17 protein-coding genes are annotated in these 18,497 nt (G+C 47.9%); 7 read left to right on the forward strand and 10 right to left on the reverse strand.

Annotated features, from left to right (window positions below; genetic code table 11):
* Positions 1 to 21: 21 nt before the first annotated feature.
* On the reverse strand, positions 22 to 711 hold the full coding sequence (locus F4V51_RS12260; protein ID WP_153978166.1) for an O-methyltransferase: 690 nt from the start codon (positions 709 to 711) through the stop codon (positions 22 to 24).
* A 138-nt stretch (positions 712 to 849) separates the two neighbouring features.
* On the opposite strand from F4V51_RS12260, the gene F4V51_RS12265 reads away from it, so the two are divergent.
* Positions 850 to 1,761 carry a LysR family transcriptional regulator gene (locus F4V51_RS12265; RefSeq protein ID WP_153978167.1) on the forward strand — a complete coding sequence of 304 codons (912 nt, stop codon included), beginning with the start codon at positions 850 to 852 and terminating at the stop codon, positions 1,759 to 1,761.
* 91 nt (positions 1,762 to 1,852) lie between these two features.
* On the opposite strand, the gene F4V51_RS12270 is transcribed toward F4V51_RS12265, so the two are convergent.
* Both F4V51_RS12270 and F4V51_RS12275 read right to left on the reverse strand, forming a co-directional pair.
* Positions 1,853 to 2,569 carry a YoaK family protein gene (locus tag F4V51_RS12270; RefSeq protein ID WP_153978168.1) on the reverse strand — a complete coding sequence of 239 codons (717 nt, stop codon included), beginning with the start codon at positions 2,567 to 2,569 and terminating at the stop codon, positions 1,853 to 1,855.
* A 92-nt stretch (positions 2,570 to 2,661) separates the two neighbouring features.
* Complete coding sequence (locus F4V51_RS12275; RefSeq protein ID WP_236146751.1) at positions 2,662 to 3,534, reverse strand: alpha/beta hydrolase family protein; 873 nt, start codon at positions 3,532 to 3,534, stop codon at positions 2,662 to 2,664.
* A 243-nt stretch (positions 3,535 to 3,777) separates the two neighbouring features.
* On the opposite strand from F4V51_RS12275, the gene F4V51_RS12280 reads away from it, so the two are divergent.
* Together F4V51_RS12280 and F4V51_RS12285 are read left to right on the forward strand one after the other, a co-directional pair.
* Positions 3,778 to 4,524, forward strand: coding sequence for a GTP pyrophosphokinase (locus F4V51_RS12280; protein ID WP_095287774.1), 747 nt, complete (start codon positions 3,778 to 3,780; stop codon positions 4,522 to 4,524).
* 42 nt (positions 4,525 to 4,566) lie between these two features.
* Entirely contained in the window at positions 4,567 to 5,793 is a 1,227-nt protein-coding gene (locus F4V51_RS12285) for a multidrug effflux MFS transporter (protein ID WP_153978169.1), read from the forward strand.
* A gap of 66 nt (positions 5,794 to 5,859) precedes the next feature.
* Here the strand turns inward: F4V51_RS12285 and F4V51_RS12290 are convergent, their stop codons facing one another.
* On the reverse strand, positions 5,860 to 6,453 hold the full coding sequence (locus F4V51_RS12290; protein WP_153978170.1) for a hypothetical protein: 594 nt from the start codon (positions 6,451 to 6,453) through the stop codon (positions 5,860 to 5,862).
* A 249-nt stretch (positions 6,454 to 6,702) separates the two neighbouring features.
* On the opposite strand from F4V51_RS12290, the gene F4V51_RS12295 reads away from it, so the two are divergent.
* The 4 genes from F4V51_RS12295 to F4V51_RS12310 all read left to right on the forward strand — a co-directional run bounded on the left by F4V51_RS12295 (position 6,703) and on the right by F4V51_RS12310 (position 12,263).
* The gene (locus F4V51_RS12295) at positions 6,703 to 7,704 is read left to right on the forward strand and encodes an iron-hydroxamate ABC transporter substrate-binding protein (RefSeq protein ID WP_236146752.1); all 1,002 of its coding nucleotides are present in this window, start codon (positions 6,703 to 6,705) and stop codon (positions 7,702 to 7,704) included.
* Between the two features lie 166 nt (positions 7,705 to 7,870).
* Entirely contained in the window at positions 7,871 to 8,491 is a 621-nt protein-coding gene (locus F4V51_RS12300; protein ID WP_153980674.1) for a flavin reductase family protein, read from the forward strand.
* Between the two features lie 256 nt (positions 8,492 to 8,747).
* Positions 8,748 to 10,946 (forward strand): MMPL family transporter, encoded by a 2,199-nt coding sequence (locus tag F4V51_RS12305; RefSeq protein WP_153978172.1) that lies wholly within the window; start codon positions 8,748 to 8,750, stop codon positions 10,944 to 10,946.
* A 297-nt stretch (positions 10,947 to 11,243) separates the two neighbouring features.
* Complete coding sequence (locus tag F4V51_RS12310; protein WP_153978173.1) at positions 11,244 to 12,263, forward strand: alpha/beta hydrolase family protein; 1,020 nt, start codon at positions 11,244 to 11,246, stop codon at positions 12,261 to 12,263.
* A 114-nt stretch (positions 12,264 to 12,377) separates the two neighbouring features.
* Here F4V51_RS12310 and mnhG read toward each other — a convergent pair whose 3' ends face one another.
* The 6 genes from mnhG to F4V51_RS12340 are packed head-to-tail and all read right to left on the reverse strand — an operon-like array spanning position 12,378 to position 18,283.
* On the reverse strand, positions 12,378 to 12,770 hold the full coding sequence (gene mnhG, locus F4V51_RS12315; RefSeq protein WP_110822468.1) for a monovalent cation/H(+) antiporter subunit G: 393 nt from the start codon (positions 12,768 to 12,770) through the stop codon (positions 12,378 to 12,380).
* On the reverse strand, positions 12,754 to 13,038 hold the full coding sequence (locus tag F4V51_RS12320) for a Na(+)/H(+) antiporter subunit F1 (protein WP_095287537.1): 285 nt from the start codon (positions 13,036 to 13,038) through the stop codon (positions 12,754 to 12,756). Before F4V51_RS12320 ends, mnhG begins: the two co-directional genes overlap by 17 nt.
* Positions 13,038 to 13,514 (reverse strand): Na+/H+ antiporter subunit E, encoded by a 477-nt coding sequence (locus F4V51_RS12325; protein WP_095287536.1) that lies wholly within the window; start codon positions 13,512 to 13,514, stop codon positions 13,038 to 13,040. Before F4V51_RS12325 ends, F4V51_RS12320 begins: the two co-directional genes overlap by 1 nt.
* A gap of 6 nt (positions 13,515 to 13,520) precedes the next feature.
* Positions 13,521 to 14,999: a Na+/H+ antiporter subunit D gene (locus tag F4V51_RS12330; protein WP_153978174.1), complete on the reverse strand. Its 1,479-nt coding sequence runs from the start codon at positions 14,997 to 14,999 to the stop codon at positions 13,521 to 13,523.
* Positions 14,992 to 15,330, reverse strand: coding sequence for a Na(+)/H(+) antiporter subunit C (locus F4V51_RS12335; RefSeq protein ID WP_095358434.1), 339 nt, complete (start codon positions 15,328 to 15,330; stop codon positions 14,992 to 14,994). The genes F4V51_RS12330 and F4V51_RS12335 overlap by 8 nt, the downstream gene beginning before the upstream one ends.
* 1 nt (position 15,331) lies before the next feature.
* Positions 15,332 to 18,283: a Na+/H+ antiporter subunit A gene (locus tag F4V51_RS12340; protein ID WP_153978175.1), complete on the reverse strand. Its 2,952-nt coding sequence runs from the start codon at positions 18,281 to 18,283 to the stop codon at positions 15,332 to 15,334.
* Positions 18,284 to 18,497: the final 214 nt, after the last annotated feature.

Consider the following 18,497-nt stretch of genomic DNA (forward strand, 5'->3'; position numbering starts at 1 on the left):
TTATTTTGTCATAAGACAGAATTACGCAATGACACGAGCGATGACCAATCCATCATACCCTTTGCTGCCTACCGTTTGCAGTGCAGTTGCTTCAAGACGAGGGTGATCGGCGATCAGCTTCAGGAACTGACGTACGCCCTGAACTCTGGGGTCTGCACTCTCTGCATGGATCACTTCACCATCTCTGACGATGTTATCCCCGATAATCAGACTTCCCGGCCGGGACAGACGGAGCGCCCACCGGAGGTAATCGGGATTGCTCGGTTTGTCTGCATCAATGAAGATCAGATCAAAAGGCTCTCTGTAGTCTTCTTGAACGTCAGGAAGGGTTGTTAATGCAGGTCCAATTCTCAGATCAACCTTGTCGATCAGCCCGGCCTGCACCAGATTGGTGCGTGCGATTTCCGCATGATGCGGATCAGCTTCTAGCGTAACGACTTTTCCGTGCTCAGGCAGTGCTTTTGCCATCCAGATCGTGCTGTAGGCACCCAGCGTACCTATTTCAAGCACACGTGCTGATCCATGGATTTGAAGCAGCAGTTGAAGGAATTTACCTTGGTTAGGAGCAACATCATGGGCTGGCAATCCGGCTTCCGTGTTCCTGCGAAGCGTTTGTTCCAGTAGAGGGTCCGAGGGAATCAGCAACTGATTCAAATAGTCGTCGACCTGACTCCAAGTATGCTCAAGAGAAGAATGTTCAGTGTTTTTCATAATGGCTTCTTCCTTTCCAAAAACGATAGTTTGAATTTCATATTTCAACTATAATGATTACAAATATATAAATAAAATATATATTATTTATGAAAACATAAATTAAAATTATGTATTGCAGATATAGGAGTGACGGAAATGAATTTGCACGGACTACGATTGTTCCATGCCATCGTAAGATATGGCGGCGTTACCCGCGCCGCAGAAGAACTGAATATTAGCCAGCCTGCGGTCTCGTCACAGGTGAAGAAATTTGAACATGAGCTGGGCATTCGTTTATTTGTTTCAGAGGGTAGACGACTGGTGCTTACCGATGTGGGTGTGCAGTTAAAAGAATACGCAGAACGTCTGTTTTTGCTTGAACAGGACGTGGAGAACTTTGTGCAGGACATGCGGGAAGGGAAAAAAGGCATCATTCGATTAACGGCAACGTACTTGCCTTCTAATTTTTTGCTGCCTGGGTGGATTGCGAAGTTCAAGCAAACGCACGAAGATGTGGAACTTGTGGTCAGTACGACCAACACCCGCATGGCCTTTGATCAACTGCTGCGATATGAGGCTGAGATTGCCGTATACGGTGGGAGCGGAGTAACACATCAAGGCGTACATTGGGATGAATTGTTTGAGGATGACATGTGGTTTGTCGTACATCCAGCGCATCCGTATGCGGATCGGGAAGTGGACTTGGCCCAGATGGTAGCAGAACCCTTCATCATGCGTGAAGAAGGCAGTGCAACGCGTGAGCGGCTAATCTCACTATGCAGTATGAACAACGTGGCTGCTCCTCGGATTGCGCTGCAGTTCAACGGGTTGAATGAAACGATCAGTGCGGTAAAGGCCGGTTACGGAGCCAATTTTATATCCTCATTGGTCGTAAAGGAAGATGTGCGTGAGGGCCGTCTTTCACGTGTATATGTCCGAGGAATTCATCTGAAAAATAAGATTGCCGTGTGTACCCGAGCTGGTGAGGTGTTATCACCTGCAGCGCAGCATATGGTACAGCTAATTCGGAAGGAGGCATCCCGAATAACCGGAGATGGTAACCGATAAACAAATGGAGAATATCTGAAATGAATACTAATACTCCATGCCTCCCAGAATGTTTCGTATGAAGATTGACATGTCAGATCAAACTCGAATGTTAACGTTCTGCTGTACCATCTTGCTGATCGTTAAACCGGTATAGGGCAAGCAAAGTCACGCCTCCAACCACGACAACAGGTATCCAGACCGCAATTATAGGAATGTTATGAAACATAAGCGCCGCGACAATGACACCAATCAGATAAATGATTACGGCAAACACCCGCAAGTACGAGTCATTGGATAAAGCCTTCATCAGTGAACCTATACTCGTGTGCCGGAGACGCTGCATAATGCTTACGGCATCTTCGACGACTGCGGCAAGATTGTTTGTCAGCACAGTGGTGGAGATCCCGGCGATACCGATCCGCCGTGCAGCTGTAGTCTGCATTCCCATAGCAGCAGCGAGTATGGCGATTAACAGATAGGCAAGCTGTTCTGAATAAGGGCTGACCATAACGATCGCGAATATCAGAAGCAGGATGCTTTCGACAACAAAAACACGGGTTACACGGGGTGACCATCCGTTTTTGGTATGGTTGGTACCGATCATGCGTGCGGCAATGGCATTGCCGGCAATGAAGCCCGCCAGAGCAATAAGGGAACGCAGCACGATAAACTCCTGCGCACGGGCTATCGCGATTCCAAGCAGTACGATATTGCCGGTCATATTCGCGGTAAGTACATGCCCCAGTCCCAGATATCCAATGACATCGACCATTCCGGCCGCTAGACATAGAAGCAGAAGTGAATACTTTTGCAGAGGTTGCTGCATGGTGAATCCGTCCTTTCAAGAAATGCTCAACCCTTCAAGTATACAGCATCATCTCATAAAATAAAGACGGTACGTTCACTTATGATGTAAAACTAGGGTGAAGCAAGCCAATCAAACATGTTGTTTACCGCGGCTGCATGGATACGGTCATGGAACAAGTGATTCTGTCCCGCATAGGCATGAAAGGTCACTTCGATTCCTCTTCGCTTCAACCAATGGTACATCCGGGTTCCATGACTATAGTTGACTTGAGTATCTTCTGTACCGTGCATGATCAATACGGGACAGCGAAGCTTGGAGGCGGCAGCCAGCGGAGAACGGGCAAGATAGGCTTCGGGAACAGCACGGGGCGATCCGCCCAGAATCCGTTTCAATGTGCGTCTTAGGTCGGTTCGTTCCTGATATGTCCGTTCGACATCGGCAACTCCGCTCCACAACACAAGTTTATGTACATGGTGGGGGCCTTCGTTGAAAAAGGTAGCTGTATGCACAGCGTTGATGGCTCCGCGGGAGAATCCCATTAGTGAAATACGCGAGGAATCGGCATATGGAAGTGCTTGTACTAGCCGGTATGCGGCTCGCACGTCTTCAATATCATGTCCACCATACTCGTCTCGCCCTTCGCTGCCCTCATTCCCGCGATAGGAGGGAGCGAACACGATGTACCCTTTGTGCGCAAACTGCTCCACCCAGGCCGTTTTTACGCCGCCATAGTTGCCAAGGCCTCCGCGACAATAGATAAGAACAGGCCACCTTTCTTGCTTATGGTTATTGATTTGCGTTGGAGGATAACGACTTGCCAGCAGCCGGAATTTCACATCATGTAATAAGTCTGTGCTGCATGCTTCAATATGTTCCTTCGTCTCATGCTTGTGGCAAGAAGAAGAGATTATACAGCCTTCGGGCAGATACATATACGCTTTAACCCGGAATTCATTAGAGGAATAGGTCACTTGATACAGCAAGAAAAATCAGCCTCTTTCATGGTCAATAGATGTAGATAGGACAAGGTATAGAGCATGGAATACCATGTAGCATGTGTCAAAAATCTGATCCCATACCTCTCGTTCATGCTAACTGCCCACGTGACACAAATTCGTTTATTGGCTCCATATGTTTTATAATGAATCAGAGACAGGTGCAGGCCGCCTGAATTCTTATATCTGTAAATTACTCAAGTGTGCATAAAAGAAAGGAAGAAAACCATGATGAACGCTCCACATCCGATTGACCAATTCAAGAAATTCAAATACGAAATTACCAGATTCATGATGATTTATAAATTTGCTCTCGATCAGATGGAAACCAAAATTGAAGTTTTAAAGGAAGAGTTTCAGTCCTTGCATGATTACAGCCCGATTGAGCATACGAAATCCAGATTGAAGTCTCCCGAAAGTATCATGAACAAGATGTTTCGCAAAAATCACGAGCTGACCTTCGAAAGCATCAAGAAAAACATCAAGGACATTGCCGGCGTTCGTATCACATGCTCCTTTATCTCAGACATCTATCGGATCAAGGATATGCTGTGCAATCAGAGTGATCTGCGTGTGCTAGAGGTCAAGGACTATATCCAGAATCCGAAGCCCAATGGCTATCAAAGCTTGCACCTTTTGGTGGATGTGCCTGTTTATATGTCCAATGGTGAAGAACGTGCCTGCGTTGAGATTCAGATCCGTACCATTGCCATGGATTTCTGGGCGAGCCTTGAACATAAAATCTTTTATAAATACAATAAGGACGTTCCTGAACGTCTGACCAAGGAATTAAAAAGTGCAGCAGATTCCGCCAATGCGCTTGATCAACAGATGGAGAGGCTTCATCGGGAGATTCAAGAGATCAAGGATGCAGAGAATGAACGGGATGAGGAGGAGCTGCGCCGCATTATCATTAACAATCAGCAGTTTACACTACCATCCAACCTGCTTCGGCTGCTTGGAGATGGAGAACACTAAGTAAACAGGAAACATCGTAAGGAAAGGAACAGTTTAATCCCTATGAATAGTTCTTCAGCATCCTTAAATAACCAATCATCATCACGTGTGCGTATGGCATTAATATTGGGGACACTGTCGGCCTTCGGTCCGTTGTCCTTGGATATGTATCTGCCCGCACTGCCTACACTGGCTGAGGATTTCAATTCCTCTCCTTCGTATGCACAGCTCAGCTTAACAGCCTGTATGGTCGGGCTTGCTGCAGGGCAGCTGCTGGCAGGTCCCCTTAGTGATGTACGAGGACGTCGTACGCCGCTCATTGCAGGACTTGTGCTATATACGATTGCTTCTATACTATGTCTGGTGAGTCCGACAATGGGTTCTTTTGTTGTGCTTCGTTTTATTCAGGGGGCTGCAGGCGCAGCCGGAATTGTTATATCCCGGGCAGTGGTAAGAGATGTGTATTCGGGTCCGGAGTTAACCCGGTTCTTCTCCCTGCTGATGCTTATTAACGGGGTAGCGCCTATCGCAGCACCGATTATCGGTGGACAGCTGCTTGCTTATACTTCATGGCGTGGTGTTTTTATCTTATTGAGTCTCATTGGGGTGCTTACGTTACTGGCCGTGATTTTTGGACTTGGAGAGACCCTGCCGTCCGAACGAAGATCCAGCGGAGGGTTGAAGCAGACTCTGGTCACATTCCGGCAGATCGCATCGGACCGAATGTTCATGGGATATGCATTGACTCAAGGATTTGTAGCAGCGGGAATGTTTGCGTACATATCGGGTTCACCATTTGTACTGCAAAAGATTTACGGCGTCTCTCCGCAAATGTTCAGTATCTGCTTCGCTGTTAATGGTCTCGGAATCATTTTGGCAAGCCAGATTGCCGGGAGATTGGCGGGGAAAGTGTCCGAAACGCGTTTGCTCATAGCGGGCCTCGTTGCCGCTGCTGTGGGAGGCACATCTCTGCTCATTGCGATCCTAATGGGAGGGAATCTGATCTCCATCCTGGTTACGTTATTTCTTGTCGTTTCCAGTGTGGGTCTTGTCAATACAGCTTCCTTCGCGCTGGCCATGGCTAACCAGGAGAAGTCAGCTGGCAGTGCCTCTGCACTTATAGGGGTCATGACATTCCTGTTTGGCGGGATCGTAGCTCCGCTCGTCGGATTGGGAGGAGAGGGAACCGCAGTACCAATGGGGATCGTTATCGCATGTGCCGACCTTGGGGCTTTACTGCTCTATCTGGTTATGGTCGGTAAGCGTGGGCACCGTCAGCAGACCCGATAAAATCTATATTAAAAAATTTAAGCGCCCCATTCGAAGCTCAATACTTCGGGTGGGGCGCTTTGTGTACTAGCAAAGAGCGAACAAGATTTGTGTATTAAGCAGAATGCCAGGGGTCAGGAACGGATAGAAGTAACCGACGACAAAACCAAAGATATTAGTGACAGGCCACATAAGAAAGACGTCATTGGTTGTGAATACAAGGGACCACCGGTTGTAACAGAAATTCGGCAGTACACGCTGATTCTGATCCCTTGGCGCAGTTACGCCTGTTTGGGCGAATTGCACAGCCTGGGTCAAATTCTGTGGTTGCTGCTGGATAAACAATGGCAGAAGACCGGGGCTGCTTTTGATCAGATTATATAGAAATACCATCTCAGCTGGTGGCTGCCCAACCGGACGCGGATAGGCGCTTAACAGGTTGGGCAGATTGCTTTGCGATAACTGCGCGGGAACGCCTGGAACCGTACCTTGGCCTCCTCCTGGAAAGAACGGCGGCTGTCCCCCGGTGGTTCCACCTGGAAAGTATGGGGGAAATGATCCCTGTCCTCCGGGAATTCCTTGGATAGGCTGCCCTCCCTGGCTGCCACCCGGGAATAATGGAGGAAACTGTACAGAGCGGTCTTCTCCGTAACCTGTATAAGTATGATTGATGTAATCCATCTAAGAACATCCTTCCTGTCGTCGTATTCTGAAAACATCATATGGCGGCATTCGCCCAAAGGTGAATGGAGCACGAGATAATGAACGTGGTAAGGTAAAACCGGATTGACAACTCAGTTGATAACAATTATCATTGTCAATGGAAATGGACAAGTACATACAGGGATTATATACCGAAGGGTATAGAGTTCTTTTAAAATTGCCATACCAGCTCATGTGGAGATGTTCATCATGAAAGGGGATAATCACGTGTTGAAGAGGAATAAAAAAGGACTTATGCTGCTAATCACGATTATGGTCATGTCATTGTGGCTGGCTGCATGCGGAACGAAATCTGCAGATAATGGAACTGCAGCAGGAGAGACGAATACAACATCGGAGACGGAGACACAGACAGAAGCTCCAACAGAACGCACAGTAAAAGATGCACAGGGTCATGATGTGACGATTCCAGCTAATCCACAGCGCATTATCGCTTCCTATCTGGAAGATCATCTGGTAACACTTGGCGTTAAGCCAGCTGCTCAGTGGTCAGCACGTGATGGCAGTAGTGTGCAGGATTATCTTCAAGGAACTCTGAATGGAGTCCCTACTATTGCAAGTGAACTTCCTTTTGAAGCTGTTGCCAGCTTCTCACCGGATCTGATCATTATGGGTTCCGAGAGTACAGTAGAAGGGGAGAAGTACGAACAATACAACAAAATTGCCCCAACTTATGTACTTGGTGATGATGTGAACAAGGATTGGCGTCAGGCCCTATTGAAAATAGGCGAGCTGTTGAACAAATCAGATGAAGCTCAAAAAGCGCTTGACGATTATGATGCAAAAGCAAAAGAAATTAAGGAAAAGGTGACTGCTGCAACAGGTGGTACGAAAACTGCAGCGGCACTCTGGCTCTTCAACAACAAGTTTTATGTGGTTAGTAACAATGTCTCCAGTGGTGAAGTCATGTACAATGAACTCGGACTGCAGCAGCCTGAAGTTGTGAAGGAAATATCGGCAAAAGCAACAGGGAACTGGTCCGAGGTTTCCTTGGAAAGAATCGCAGATATGAATGCTGACTATCTCTTCCTGGTTAACAGTGATAAGGGGACAGGGGCAGAAGCATTGAAAGATGCAGTCTGGCAAAGTATTCCTGCTGTGAAAAACGGAGAAGTATACGAGTTTGAGAGCACAAGCAGCTGGTTGTATAGCGGAGTGCAAGCCAACACGCAAATTCTGGAAGATATTCAGAAGAGCATTGTTAAATAAATGAAATGGCACATGATATGTGCTGCATATCAGCTTACAACTCTCTGGTGTCCATGGGCATCAGGGAGTTTTTTGTTTTTTTAGTATGACCCGATATATACTTACGAAGTAACAGTGTCCGTATGGGAACCATTCGTTCCCGATTAAGAAAGGGGATAGGTCGATGATGTATACATTGAATCCAAATGATCTGACGAGCAGGGATAACTATAAATTGATGAGTGGTTCGGTAGTTCCGCGACCGATTGCTTTTGTCACAACCATTTCAGAGGACGGCAGCGTCGTGAATGCAGCTCCGTTCAGTTTCTTTAATGTCGTTAGCTCCGATCCGCCGTTGTTGTCCATTTCCATTAACCGTAAGGATGGAGTGATGAAAGATACCGCCCGCAATGCGATTACAGGGCAAGAGCTGGTTGTACATATCTGCGACGAATCGATTGTTAACGATATGAACGAGACAGCAGCACTGCTTGAGCCGCATGAGAGCGAGCTGGAGCGAACCAGCCTGACGACGGTACCCAGTTCAGTTGTGGCGGTTCCCGGAATACAGGAAGCACTGATCCGCATGGAATGCCGTCTGTATCAGCATATTCCGGTGTCTAATGACGAAGGAAAACCTGTAACGGATCTGCTTCTCGTTCGCATCGTACAGTATCACTTTAATGAAAAAGTGTATGACCCCGAGCATCATTACATTTTGATGGATCATCTTAAGCCTGTAAGCCGGCTTGCGGGCAATGATTACGCTAAACTTGGTGAGCGATTTACGATAGTTCGGCCTGTATAAGGTCATCCGATTGGTCATTTACTTTTCATCTTTTCATATGAGATTCTCATGTTAATTACCTAAATCGATTAATCAAGACGGACAACCTGTGCGAACGTGCAGGTCTTGTCCGTCTTTCCTTGTTTGCTGAACATAAACTCCTTCTTGGTTGAATAGACTTGTACTATTCTAGTGTGTTACTTGATTGTATTCTAGGCCCTGCTAGCCATCATAAATGAAGAATGAAATGCCAATCTGATAGAAGAGGAGCTTGGATATGGTTTATCGCAGCCTTGCTTACCTCATAGGCCGATATCCACGGTTCATCATGATCAGCTGGGTTTTTATTATCGGGGTATCCGCCGTATGGGCATGGAATCTGCCCGGTGTTCTTCAGGATCATGGGTTGAAACGGATTCATGGAGATGCACAGCATATTGAACGTATTCTCAAGGAAGACTTCGGAATTCCGGATGATCCGATTATTGTCGTTTATGAAAAACAGACAGGCACTTCTCCAGCAGAATTTCGGAATTGGGTCAACCGACATTTACAGGAGGTAGCCACGCTGCCCCATATTACAACCATAATCTCTCCGCTTGAGGCTGGAAGAAGCGCAATGATGCGGGATGGCACGGCATATGCACTCCTGGATTTTGATGTACCGGCGCACCGGATGAATGCTCCCACCCAGCAGCTTCGTTCCCTGAATACAGCAGGTGACCAAGGAAAGATTCGTTTAACCGGCAAACCTGTCGTTCAGCAGGATGTGAATCAATTGAGCTTTTGGGATCTGGAGCGTGCGGAAATCGTTGGCTTACCCATTGCCCTGGTTATTCTGTTTTTTGCTTTTCGAGGTTTATATGCAGCCCTTGCTGCTGTATTTATGGGTATCGTCGGTGTGGTCACAGCCATGGGTATGACCTCTCTCATGGGGCATTACGTGGAACTTTCGAATTTCGTTATTAATGTCATACCGATGGTGGGAATGGCGTTAAGCATCGATTTTGCACTGATCATTCTAAGCAGATTCAGGGATGAGATGCAGTTGTCTCCGCATGATCATGGACATGGTTCGTATGAGATTATCCAGAGGACACTGCGTACAGCCGGAAGGGCTGTTTTATTTTCTGCTGCTTGTGTGCTGCTTGGTCTGTTGTCCCTCGTCTGGATCAGACTTCCCATGTTTTTGAGTGTCTCGCTTGGTGCCATGACGGTGCTGATGATATCCGTGTTAATCAATGTGACCTTGCTGCCAGCCATTCTTACCCTCTATGCCCAGCGGATCTTTAAACGAAAAAAGCAATTTTCAAACCGTACGCCGCTGCGTAAGCCCTCCATATGGTTTCGATGGTTTGGCACAGTGATGAAACGACCGATACGGATGACCTTGTTGGGTACAGGTATTCTGCTGTTCTGTGTGCTTCCGGTTAGGCAGTTGGAGATGGCGATTCCGGACGCAACCTCACTACCAGCAACCATAGAATCCAGACAAGCTGCTGAGAGGATGCAGCAGGTTTTCGCTCAAAAGGACATCGCTTCGGTTGACATCCTCATCGGAGGAACGGGAGAGAGGTTAACCGCATCACACTGGAACATGGCACTTCGAAAGGTAAGGGAATTGCAAAAGGATGAGAATGTTCTTCAGATTGAATCCGTCTGGGGAACGGATCAGAAGTACAGGTCAGGACAAAACAGAACCTCGCCGATTGGAGGAGCGAGTAGCGAGCTGATCTTGCACGATTCGCTTCTCTCCTCATATGTATCGGAGGATGCTATTCGATTGGTGGTGACCATTAAGGGAGCAGCCGGATCGGAACAGGCTGCAGACTGGCTGAACATGATGAAGGAACGGGACGCGCAACAAGGTGCTCAGGGGATACCTATTCGTTATGGCGGAGAAGCTGCTTCCCAAGTTGAGATTATGCAGGAAATTTTGGGACAGCTGCCCAAGGTGCTGGTTTTCGTAATTGTATCTAATTACATGGTACTGCTGATGGCATTTCGTTCGCTGCTGATTCCAATCAAAGCAATACTGATGAATATACTCAGCCTGACAGCTTCTTTTGGAGTGTTGGTGCTGGTCTTCAATCAGGGTCATCTGGGAATGGAGCCCTCGGCGATTGCTATCATGATTCCAGTGTTTATCGCTGGACTTGTCTTCGGTATTTCGATGGACTATGGCGTATTTATGCTCAGCCGGATACAGGAGCTGTATCGTCTGACAGGAGATAGTGACCAGGCGGTCATGCAGGGACTTGCTTCAACAGGTCGTCTGATTACATCGGCTGCTGCTATTCTGCTTGCTGTGACAATACCTTTTGCCTTTGGAGATGTGGAAGGAGTGAAGCAGCTTGGCGTTGGCATTACTGCTGCGGTGTTCATTGATGTCACAGTTATTCGTTTGCTGCTCGTGCCAGCACTAATGAAGCTGATGGGAAGATGGAATTGGTGGCTCCCAGGACAAAAAACATAACGCTTGGTCAACATGGATCTGATTCCCCGGCATGCAAAATGTTCCTAGTTTCTATAAGGTAGCTACTTTATGATAAAGGGAGATTCCTGAAGTCTGCATTGCAGGCTAGGGGAATGTCTCTTTTTTTATAAGAATAGCAGGGTTTCGGGGTAATGCGGCATGAATATTCAATTCATGGGCCATGGGCTTGAACTATAATGTACTGGAAAATAGTACGGATGTTGATCCATTAGTTCATCTAGTATGTTCTAATTCATATGGATTGGTGCAGCGAATGAACCAGGAGGTATACCATTCATGACTGCGATTGAATCTTATCTGGTACAACAAACGACTGAGCGCGGACGTTATGCATATCAGGCAGGAAAGCCTTTGGAACAATGGAGTGGACAGCTGCGTTCGGCAATACGTGCACGACTTGGTGGTTTCCCGGCTGATGATGCAGAGTTGAATGCTGTCGTGCTGGAGCGTATTGCCTGCGAGGGTTACGTGAGGGAACGCGTGGAAATTACGACCTATGCAGGCTTGCGCATGCCAATATACGTATTGATTCCTAATGAGGTAAGTAACACAAATACACCTGTGCCTGCCATGATTGCCTGTCATGGACATGGTTATGGGAGCCGGGAGATATGCGGCATGGAGCCTGACGGCTCACCGCGAGCCGCCGCGCCGGGATTGCATAAGGATTTTGCCGTATCCCTGGTCCAGCGAGGGTACATGGTTGCCGCACCAGAATTGCTCGGATTCGGTGATCGAAGACTAGATGAGGACAAGGATGAAGCGCCAGGAATCAGCTCCTGCACGAAGATTGCAGCTCATCTGCTCATGGCCGGACAGACACTGGCCGGACATCGTGTCTACGAGACGATGAGGGTACTCGATTATTTGTCTACCCGCCCCGAAGTTGATGCAGATAGGATTGGAATCATGGGCATTTCGGGTGGAGGGCTCGTTGCTGCCTTTACGGCTGCGCTGGATGTAAGATTCCGGGCGGCGATAATCAGCGGATATGCCAGTACCTTTCAAGCAAGTATTTTGGACCGAAATCACTGTCTTGATAATTACATTCCAGGTATCTTGCGGGAAGCGGAGCTGCCGGATATCATCGGTCTGATCGTGCCAAGACCATTATTCATTGAAGCAGGAACAGACGACCGGGTATTTCCGCAGGCCGCGGCCAGAGAAGCATTCACCAGATTGGAGAAGATCTATGCGCAAGAGGGTGCGCTGGATGTCCTGGGTGCCGACTTCTTTTCAGGCGGGCACGAAATCAGCGGTGCCAAGGCGTATGATTGGCTGGACAGGTTTTTATAATTTAGCCGCGTCACTGAAGCCGAAAACAACCCCGTAACAACACGACCTTGTGCGGTTGCTGCGGGGTTGTTTTTGATTTTTTTAATAGGAATTGAAGTGGTCTTCATCATTTCATTATTCCATCATATCCTTGGCTTCATGGTTGACTTTTTTACCTTTGAGCAGCGGTTCAAGCTCATCCTGTACGCTCTGTTCCCAGAGTGGAACGTCTGTCCGATAGGCTGCGCGTGCATTTAGATGCCCGGCAACCGGAGCGGTAATAAAGACAAACACAATGCCAAGAAGTACGCGCGCACTAATGTAGTTGTCGAAGTACCAGAAGAAGAAAAATGTTCCGATGAGTACGCAAAACACACCGAGTGTTGTACTTTTAGTCGCAGCATGCGCACGCAGGTAAACGTCTGGTAATCGTATGAGTCCAAAGGCGCTAAGTGCACTCAGTAAAGCTCCGCACAGAACAATCAGACCGATAGCAATTTCGGCGGTTCCATTAACGATCTCCTTCATTTTTGAATACCGCCCCCCGTTCAATGTAACGTGCGAATGCGACTGTACTGAGAAAAGCAAGAATACCAATCAGCAGAATGATATCCAGATAGGCTTGCGTGTGAAGCATCATGGACAGCACAGCTACAATGGCGATGACGTTAATGCCGATGGTATCCAGGGCCGTAATCCGGTCAGCCATGGAAGGACCGCGCAGCACACGGTACAAGCAACCCAGGATGGCCAAGGACAGTACAAGCAGGGATATAAATAACATTGAGGATAGCATTATCGCGTCACCTCCATAATGGCTTTTTCAAACGTATTTTTGATATCATCCCTCATTTTTTGTTCATCCTTGATATCCAGTGCATGAATGAACAGCTTCCGTTGGTTCCCAGATATCTCAAGTGGTAACGATCCTGGTGTCAGCGAGATGAGCAGGCATAAAAAGGTAACCTCCCAGTCGGAGGACAATTGAGTCCGGTAGGTAAAAATGCCAGGACGAATTTCAAGCCTGGGCTTGATAATCTGGCGAATAACCTCAATACTGGCTCGTATTAATTCCTTGAACAGCAGATAGAGCAGCTTCATGATGGCCCAGACTCGAACGATATAGAAGCGCTGGGGGAAGAACCGCCGCATACTTCCGATTAACAGCAGACCGAGCAGGTAACCAATAAGAAAACCAACGCCATTCCAGGCATTGTTCAGAAACATCCATACAAAGGCAATGATAAGATTCAGTATGATCTGAAAGGCCATAAGCATCTACTCCTTCAATACTGCATCAATATAAATATTGGGATGCAGTAGAATGTCGCCTGCGCGGGAGGTTAGCTGAAACATTCCTTCAGCCCCCAAGCCCATGACGATAATAAATACGAACAGGATGCCGGCAGGGATCAAGAGTCCGTTTACCGCGTAAGGCCGTCTAACGATACCTGCTGGCGGTTCGCCCCAGAAGGCCTGAATGAAAATACGCAGGACCGAGTAGAGCATCAGCAGGCTGGAGAGCACCGCAATTCCCGTAAGACCGTAAAGGCCAGCCTGCAAGCCACCCTCGAAGAGCAGCAGCTTACCCGGGAAACCACTGAATGGAGGAATACCTGCCAGTGCAAGTGCGCTGATGAAGAACATCCATCCAAGCAGTGGATAACGATGGAGCAAGCCACCCATGTTCTCAAGTTTGGATGTACCCGCAACGGCGATCAGGGCACCTCCCAGCAGGAAGAGCAGCGTTTTGATCAACATGTCATGCAGCATGTAGAAGAGCAGCCCTTCCAGAGCCTGACGACTCGCAGCGGCCATGCCGAAGGCCACAAACCCGACACCTGCAACCACGTTATAAACCAAAATTTTGTTCACGTCACGATAGGAGATGGCGCCAATAACCCCGAGAATCATGGTTGCACCAGCCATCCAGCCGATTAGGGCATTGAAGAAATCCGGATCATGATAAAAAATGAGCGTGAATGTGCGCACAATCGCATACAGGCCTACTTTGGTCAGCAATCCGGCGAACAAAGCCGTTACCACTGCAGGAGGAGCTGCATACGAACCTGATAGCCAGAAGAAAAGGAATAGGCCGGCCTTGATGCTGAACACAATGAGAAACAGGACTGCAATCAGTGTAATTACACCACTCTGACCCACCTCGGAAATCCGATTGGACAAGTCCGCCATATTCAGTGTGCCTGTTATCGAATAGAGGAAGCCGATGGAAGCGACAAACAAGGCGGAAGAAACAATGTTGATCAGGACATACTTAATCGTTTCGCGAAGCTGTCTTTCCGTTCCTCCCAGCACAATTAGCGCATAGGAAGAGATCAGCATCAGTTCAAAACAGACAAAGAGATTGAACAGGTCGCCTGTCAGAAAAGAACCGTTCACGCCTGCAATCAGAAAGTGAAAGAAAACGTAAAAATGATGTTCTTCTCTCTCTTTGTTAATGCTTCGAAAAGCATACAGCAGACATGCCAGAGCAATGATGGAAGCAGCCACAACAAGCAGGGCAGATACCATATCCGCTACCAGAACGATACCGTATGGCGGGGCCCAGCCGCCCATATTAAGGGTTTGTACGCCCGAGCTTGCGACCTGTGTAATTAATACGGTTGATGCAGCAGCAGTCAAAAGCGTCCCCATGACACTAACCGTGCGCTGAATGCGGACATTACGGAAGAACAAAATGGTAATAACACCAGTGATCAGCGGCAGCAGCAAAGGTAGAACCACAAGATTATTCATATGGACGCCCCCTTACTTCTTCCATGTCGTCTGTTCTCAATTTCAGATAAGAGCGGTAGGACAGAACAAAGAAGAAAGCGGTTAGCCCGAAATTGATGACAATGGAAGTCAAAATCAGCGCTTGGGGCAGCGGATCGACATAGCTTTCTGCATTTTCTCCCAGCAAGGGAGGAGCACCAGTCTTCAGACGTGACATTGTAATCAGCAGCAGATGCACCCCATGCGTGAGGATGGACATGCCTAGTACGATTCGGAGCAGGCTCCGTGACAAGATTAAAAAGACGGCGACGGCAAACAGTATGCCAACGGCAACGCACATCAATATTTCCATATCAGCGATCCTCCCCGATCTGTAGAATGATGGTCATGGTGACACCAAGGACAGCGATATACACGCCGAGATCGAACAGCATCGCGGTAGCAAGCTCGGTCTCTCCCAGCAAAGGAAGTTCGAAATAACCGAAGGTCTGGCTGAGGAAGGGAACCCCAAATAAAAAGGAGCCGGCCCCCGTCAACAGGGCAATAACTAATCCAATGGCCGTCAACATACGAAAATCAATGGGCAGCGCCTTGCGTACCGTATCGGTACTGAATGCAAGAGCAATCAAAACCAGAGCAGCGGCTGTGACCAATCCACCAATGAAACCGCCGCCGGGGTTATGATGTCCTGCGAAGAACAAATGCAGCGCAAACGTCAAAATGATAAAGACTACGACTTTGGTTGTCGTTTGCAGCAGCACATCGTTACTCTGTAAGGGAACGGTATCCCAAGTGGAGGAGTTGCGTTCCTGATTGCCATATTTTTTCGTATTATCTGCTTCTTCATCCAGATTATCGTTATCTTTGGTTTCTTCTTTTTTGCGGAATTTCAATCGCGCTCCAAGATCCCTGGCTTCAAGATTCAGATTAATCATGGAATAGATGGATAGTGAGGCTACCCCCAGCACCATGATTTCCAGAATCGTATCGAATCCCCGGAAGTCTACGAGCAGTACATTGACGACGTTTTTACCGCCTGCAAGGTCATAGCTCTCCTGAATGAAGAAATTGGAGATGCTCTCCAGCGAGGCTGTTCCACTTGCGGCAAGAGCTACGAAAGTCATTACAATACCCACTGCGATGGCGACAATCATGTTAACACTGAGATACCTGCGGCTGGACCGTCCACGTCGAAGCTCAGGCAGATGGTAGAAGCACAGCAGGAACAGCGCAACCGATACGGTCTCCACGATCATCTGGGTCAATGCCAGATCGGGTGCACGGAACAATACGAATAGCAATGTGACCAGATACCCGACAGCACCCGTCATAATGACCGCAGAGAGTCTGTTTTTCGCAAAAGGAATGGAGACTGCAGCAGCAATCAGGGCGACAAGCAGGGCTGCTTCATAGAATGAGAAGGGAGCATGCCCTTTGAAATTCCAGGTAATATTCTCGCCTGAGCGGAAAAAGGCATATCCAAGCAGTGCAACCGTGAACGAGAAGATGTACACCAGATAATTGCGGACAGATCCGTTCATGTAAGCTTCTGTCCATTTGCGGGCATAATGCTGCACATTATCCAGAATGATGTGATACATATTGTTAATGGTCAGGCCCTGCGGGTAATGTTCATACACATTTCTCCAGCGAGGTAATAGTTTATACAACGTGATACCCAGAATAATGACACCGATGGTCATGATTAATTCCGGTGTGATTCCGTGCCATAAGGAGAAGTGAACATCAAAATGCTCGTTTCCGTCCAGCAGCGCTGGAAGCACGGAGGCCATTGCAGGCTCAATAAGCGATCCAGCCAGCATATCCGGGAAAAGTCCGAATGTAATGACAAGTACACCGAGGATTACCGGAGGAATCAGCATACCAACCGGCGCTTCATGCAGCTTCTCCGCCGGAAGCTCCGTGCGGCGGTTACCGAGGAACGTTTTGAACACGATGATCAGTGCATAGATTAAAGTAAATACGCTGGCGAGCCAGGCGAGTACAGGCAGCAGGATGCTCCACGAGCCAAGTCCGAAGATGCGCAGATGTGTCACTTCAACCATGGCTTGGAAGAACAGCTCTTTACTCAAGAAACCGTTGAAAGGCGGAATACCCGCCATGGCAAGTGCTCCCACAAGCGCTACAGTGAACGTGATTGGCATAAAGGAAGCCAGTCCTCCGAGCTTGCGAATATCGCGGGTCCCGGTTTCATGATCGACAATGCCGACGACCATAAATAGTGCTGCCTTGAAGGTTGCGTGATTGAAGAGATGAAGCAGGGCCGCTGTGATGGCAACGGTATAAACGGCAGAAGACTCGCCATATCCGAAGTAGAGTGCAGCGGAGCCGACGCCAAGCAGGGACATGATTAATCCAAGCTGTGAGATCGTGGAATAGGCGAGAATGGCCTTCAGGTCGTTCTTTTTCACAGCAAGGAACGATCCGTAACACAAGGTCAGAAGACCTACGCCAGTGACCAGCCAAAACCAGGTTCCCTCTCCCCCAAAGATGGGCGTGAAGCGGGCTATAACGTACAAGCCAGCCTTAACCATTGTGGCCGAATGCAGATATGCACTGACGGGAGTTGGAGCTTCCATCGCATCCGGCAGCCAGATGTGGAAGGGAAACTGCGCGGATTTGGTAAATGCACCGATCAGGATCAGCACCAATGCAGGCAAAAATAATGCACTATCCTGAATCTGTCCCCATTCCGTAATGGTTGCACGGATACTAAACGTTCCAGTCATCAAGTACATCATCATAAATCCCGCTAACATGGCGAACCCGCCAAACACGGTTATCAAAAACGACTTCTGTGCACCTGAAGTGGAAGCCTTGCGTTTGTAATGAAACGCGATCAGCAAGAATGACGTGATACTTGTAAGTTCCCAGAATCCGTACAATACAATCATGTTATCGGACAGTACAACGCCCAGCATGGCCCCCATAAACATGAGCAAATACAGATAGAAGCGGTTCAAATCTTCTTTTTTGTCCATGTAGTAGATGGAGTAAAACACTACCAGAACCCCGATTCCGGTAATAAGTAGTGTTAGCAGCAGACTTAAGCCATCCAGATATAGATTAAATCCGATGTCCAGTGACGGAATCCAGGGCACATAGCCGGATATCATATTTCGCTGAGACACGGAAGGTATGAGGCTTGCAAAATAACCGAACAACAGCACCGGAACGATAAGAACCGGCCACCCCATATGTATTCTACGGAAAAAGCGGTTCAGCATCATAAGCAAAATCCCCATGGCAAAAGGGAAAATAACAGCAAGATGAAGCAGGCTCAATATTACACCCCCAATTTCTAGTTGAAGTTCTCTCTGTGCGACAGACATGCTGAATGTTCATCTCATCATTGGATGATATGCTTGCTCTCTATATTCATAACCCAAGTATGTATATACAGAATCGTGACTATTCTTTGAATGGAAGAAACACGGTTATATGGACGGAGCATATGGAATCGAAAGATGCACAAGGCATGTATAATAAAACAAGTCA

The sequence above is a fragment of the Paenibacillus xylanilyticus genome, from assembly GCF_009664365.1.
GTDB classification, from domain to species: Bacteria; Bacillota; Bacilli; order Paenibacillales; family Paenibacillaceae; genus Paenibacillus; species Paenibacillus xylanilyticus_A.